The sequence below is a fragment of the Microbacterium sp. 69-7 genome, assembly GCF_001897985.1.
Lineage (GTDB): Bacteria > Actinomycetota > Actinomycetes > Actinomycetales > Microbacteriaceae > Microbacterium > Microbacterium laevaniformans.
Genome location: NZ_MKRU01000014.1, coordinates 1 through 4,000, shown reverse-complemented (window position 1 = coordinate 4,000; position 4,000 = coordinate 1). Strand labels below are relative to the sequence as shown.

4 protein-coding genes are annotated in these 4,000 nt (G+C 64.0%); 2 read left to right on the top strand and 2 right to left on the bottom strand.

Annotated features, from left to right (window positions below; all coding sequences use genetic code 11):
- Nucleotides 1-225: 225 nt before the first annotated feature.
- Nucleotides 226-531: a hypothetical protein gene (locus BGN98_RS01455; protein ID WP_005051515.1), complete on the bottom strand. Its 306-nt coding sequence runs from the start codon at nucleotides 529-531 to the stop codon at nucleotides 226-228.
- Between the two features lie 226 nt (nucleotides 532-757).
- Here BGN98_RS01455 and BGN98_RS01450 point away from each other — a divergent pair, with 226 nt between their 5' ends.
- Both BGN98_RS01450 and BGN98_RS01445 read left to right on the top strand, forming a co-directional pair.
- Nucleotides 758-1,441 carry a response regulator transcription factor gene (locus tag BGN98_RS01450; RefSeq protein ID WP_005051512.1) on the top strand — a complete coding sequence of 228 codons (684 nt, stop codon included), beginning with the start codon at nucleotides 758-760 and terminating at the stop codon, nucleotides 1,439-1,441.
- Entirely contained in the window at nucleotides 1,441-2,466 is a 1,026-nt protein-coding gene (locus tag BGN98_RS01445) for a sensor histidine kinase (RefSeq protein WP_005051510.1), read from the top strand. The genes BGN98_RS01450 and BGN98_RS01445 overlap by 1 nt, the downstream gene beginning before the upstream one ends.
- Before the next feature lie 271 nt (nucleotides 2,467-2,737).
- Here the strand turns inward: BGN98_RS01445 and BGN98_RS01440 are convergent, their stop codons facing one another.
- Nucleotides 2,738-3,742 carry a TerC family protein gene (locus tag BGN98_RS01440; protein ID WP_016463894.1) on the bottom strand — a complete coding sequence of 335 codons (1,005 nt, stop codon included), beginning with the start codon at nucleotides 3,740-3,742 and terminating at the stop codon, nucleotides 2,738-2,740.
- Between the last annotated feature and the right edge of the window lie 258 nt (nucleotides 3,743-4,000).

Sequence of the window (4,000 nt, the reverse complement as noted above, 5' to 3'; positions counted from 1 at the left end):
TCGGCATCAACGGCTCCATCACGGCCCACACCTCGTCAGAGATCTCCTGTCGCGTCACCGTTCAAGACTCACCCACCGAGGAGCGGAACCTCTTGATCAACACGCCCTAGGGATCGCGTTCTAAGAATCGACTCAGAAGTTGCGCTCGCTCGTGCGAGCAGGAAGAGGCGAGCCGTCACAGAGCACGTGTGGGCGGCTGGTGGCCACCCACACGTGCTCAGGTGATCAGTTCGCCGGGGTGGCGGCGACGTCGTCGGCGGTTTCGCCGTCGTTCGTGCCGTCCTCGACACCCTGATCGTCGGCGGTCTCGCCGTCGTTCGTGCCGTCCTCGACACCCTGATCGTCGGCGGTCTCGCCGTCGTTCGTACCGTCCTCGACGGCGGGATTGGAGGATGCGGGTGCGGGCGAGACCACCGATGTGGTGGCGGCCGATGCGGGCAGGGCCATGGCGGCGACCCCTCCTGCGCTGAACAGGACGAGCGTTGCGACGCCGAGTCCGGCGCCCACCCCCTTGCGTTTGACAGTGCTCATGTCGTTCCCTTCTGCGACTCTCGGTGAGCCCTGAAGAGATGGTCCCTGGCGGCCTCTAAGAAACCGCGAAGGCTCAGAACTGCCCCACGCGCGGCGCTTCTGTGTGATTTCTTAGAGCGCACGAGGCAGGCTCGACCGAGTCAACGACCGTACTTCCGTTGACGTCCAACGCTCACGAAAAGCCAGAGTGCGACGCGATTGAGGGCGCCGACGAGGGAGAGACAGAATGGCCGACACGGTAGCGACAGCGCCGACACAACCCCGCCTTCTGCTGATCGAAGATGATCCCCAGCTCGGCCCTTTGATGGCGCAGGTCCTTGCGGAGGTGTACGACGTGACGCTCTGTGCAGATGGCGGCGAAGCATTCGATATCGCCATGGAACAGTCATTCGATGCGATGGTGGTCGATCGCCGGCTGCCCACTGTCGACGGGCTCACCCTCGTTGAGTCCCTCCGCAGAGCAGGGTCACAGGTGCCGATGCTCATCCTCACGGCCATGGGAACCGTACAGGACAAAGTCAGAGGACTGGACGCCGGAGCCGCTGACTACCTGGTTAAGCCGTTCGAGTTCGACGAATTGTTCGCCCGGCTCCGCGCCATCAGGCGCGTCACCAACGGAGAAGGCCCGTTCGTTCGCATCGGCGAATGGGAGTTCTATCCGGACTCACGCGCGGTCTACTCGCCCTACGACGGCCGCACCATCCTTACGGAACGGGAAAGTGCGCTCCTGCGATTATTAGCAACAAACCCGCAGCAAACCTTCACTCGCGCTGCAATCCTTCGAGCCGTTTTCTCTTCCGACGACACTCCGGGGACCGTCGACACGTACGTGCATTATCTGCGGAAGAAGACCGAGCCAAGCATCGTCCAAACAATCCACGGCCGCGGCTACCGGCTGGGCCTGGTGTGATGATCAGACGACGCCCCACGCAAGACCCAGACGCGCAGCTCATCCGCTCCGCCGCGCGACGGGTCGCCCTCACCATCTCTCTGGCAGTTTCCGCACTCGTCGTTGCCGTCCTAATCGCAGCATTCGCCGTTGTCTTCACCCAGATCCCCCTGCCCGACCTGCTCAACCCGCAGCAGAAAGAAACAGTCGTGGATATTCAGGGTCTCGACATCATCGTGGGTGGAGTCAGCATCGGTCTCATCGCGATCGCCCTCGCCGGCCTCTTGGGATGGCTCGTCACGCGCCGGGCAGTCCGGCCTTTGGTGGATGCCCTCAGACGACAGCGGCAATTCGTTGCCGACGCTTCACACGAACTTCGAACGCCGCTGGCTGTATTGGACGCACGTATCCAATTGCTGCAACGCAGCTCGCGCGCATCAGATCCCCACCACGAACTCGTGACACAACTCCGCCACGACACCCTATCCGTCATCGGAGTCGTCTCTGACCTCCTGCACGCGGCCGAAGTCCCCACAGAATCAGAGGCAGAACCAACCCCCGTGGCAACATGCGTCGCATCAGCGATATCGGCCATGTCCATCCTCGCGCGCGAACGACGCGTGCGCTTGATGGGCGCCCACATCGCACCCGACTTGTCTGCCTCGATCCCTCACACAAGCCTGCGGCGAAGCCTCATCGCCCTTCTCGACAATGCGATCAAACACTCCCCGGTGGGAACAGTCGTCACCGTAAGGGCGAGCCAGGTGGGCCGTCGGGTTCATATCAGTGTGACCGATCAAGGTCCCGGTATCCGAGGCATCGAACCGAGTCGTGTCTTCGACAGATTCGCTCGGTCCGCGGATGCCGTTGATGGCGGTGGCTCATCAAGAACCGGGTTTGGAATTGGATTGTCGCTCGTACAGGACACGGTGAGCCGCTACGGCGGGTTGGCGCGGGTGTCGTCATCGACCAACGAGGGAACCACGATGACGCTCATAATCCCAATGCCTCGGCGACGAGCTGAGATCCACTCCCGTCCTGCCTGAGACGTGGCTGGGCCTCTGCGCCGACATGCCGCACACAGCGGAAACAACCGCCGATCGGAGCAAGCTTGAGGTACCGCCCTTCCCTTCGCGTGGCTGGCCCACCTGCGGCGCGATAAGGGCGACATTTATCGCCGCAGTTCACAGCCAGGACCTCGGCAACGTCGGAGAAGCCCTGCCACGTCCTCTCCTCGGGCGCGTCCAGCCGAGAGCCGGACGGGCGGACGCGCCCCCGCGGCCTGCCGCGCGTGCGATCAGGGCGCGACGGCGCCCCTCAACGGGAGTCGTGGCGCGCGACGGGCAGGGCGTCGCCCCGGGCATCCTTCCGCGTCTTCAGGAGGCTCGCGATCGTCGCGACGGCGACGGTGGCAGCGATGAACAGCAGCGACAGCCAGATGGGGATCTCGGGAATGAACGTCACATGCTCGCCGCCGTTGATGAACGGGAGCTCGTTCTTGTGGAGCGCGTGGATGAGCAGCTTCACGCCGATGAACGCGAGGATCACGGCGAGTCCCTGGGCGAGGTACACGAGGCGCTCGAGAAGACCGCCGATGAGGAAGTAGAGCTGGCGCAGACCCATCAGTGCGAAGGCGTTCGCCGTGAAGACGAGGTAGGCCTCCTCGGTGAGCCCGTAGATCGCGGGGATCGAGTCGACGGCGAAGACGAGGTCGATGAACCCGATCGCGACGATGACGAGGAGCATGGGGGTGACGAAGCGGCGACCGTCCTTCTTCACCGTGAGCCGGTCGCCGTCGTACTCGTCGCTGACCGGCAGCACGCGGCGCACGAGGCGCATGAACCAGCCGTCGGCGGGGTTGGACTCGCCGTGCGCGAACGCCTGTCGGTAGGCGAGGAACAGCAGCAGGGCGCCGAAGAGGTAGAACACCCACGAGAAGTTCTCGATCAGCGCCGCCCCGACGGCGATGAAGGCGCCGCGCATGATGAGGGCGATGACGATGCCGATCATCAGCACTTTCTGCTGGTACATCTTCGGCACTGCGAAGCCCGTCATCACGATGAGGAAGACGAACAGATTGTCGATCGACAGCGCCTTCTCGGTGAGGTAGCCGGCGAAGTACTCGCCGCCGTATCCCCACCCCGAGAAGACGCCCACGCCGACACCGAACAGAAGCGCGAGACCGATGTAGAAGGCCGACCAGCGCGCGGACTCGCCGACGGTCGGCTCGTGCGGCTTGCGCACGTGCGCGAAGAACTCCCACACGAAGAAGGCGATCGTGACGGCGATCGTGATGATCCACACGAGGGGGGTGATGTTCACAGGAGGCTCCCGAAGAATGGCGTGACGTGGTCGACGCCAGAGTCTCCCCCATCCCTTGCGGGACCGGTCGGCCCGGGCCTCGATGCGACCGTATTGACGAGCCGTCCGTATCGGAGTACTCCCCCTGGACTGCTGACACAGTAGGGCAGCGAAGTGACGCGAAGCTGGGAAGTCGCCGGATGCCGCGGCATCCGGCCGCCGCCGGCGATCAGGATGCCGTGCGGATGCGCACTTCGCGCTCCATCCGCTTCTCGTGGC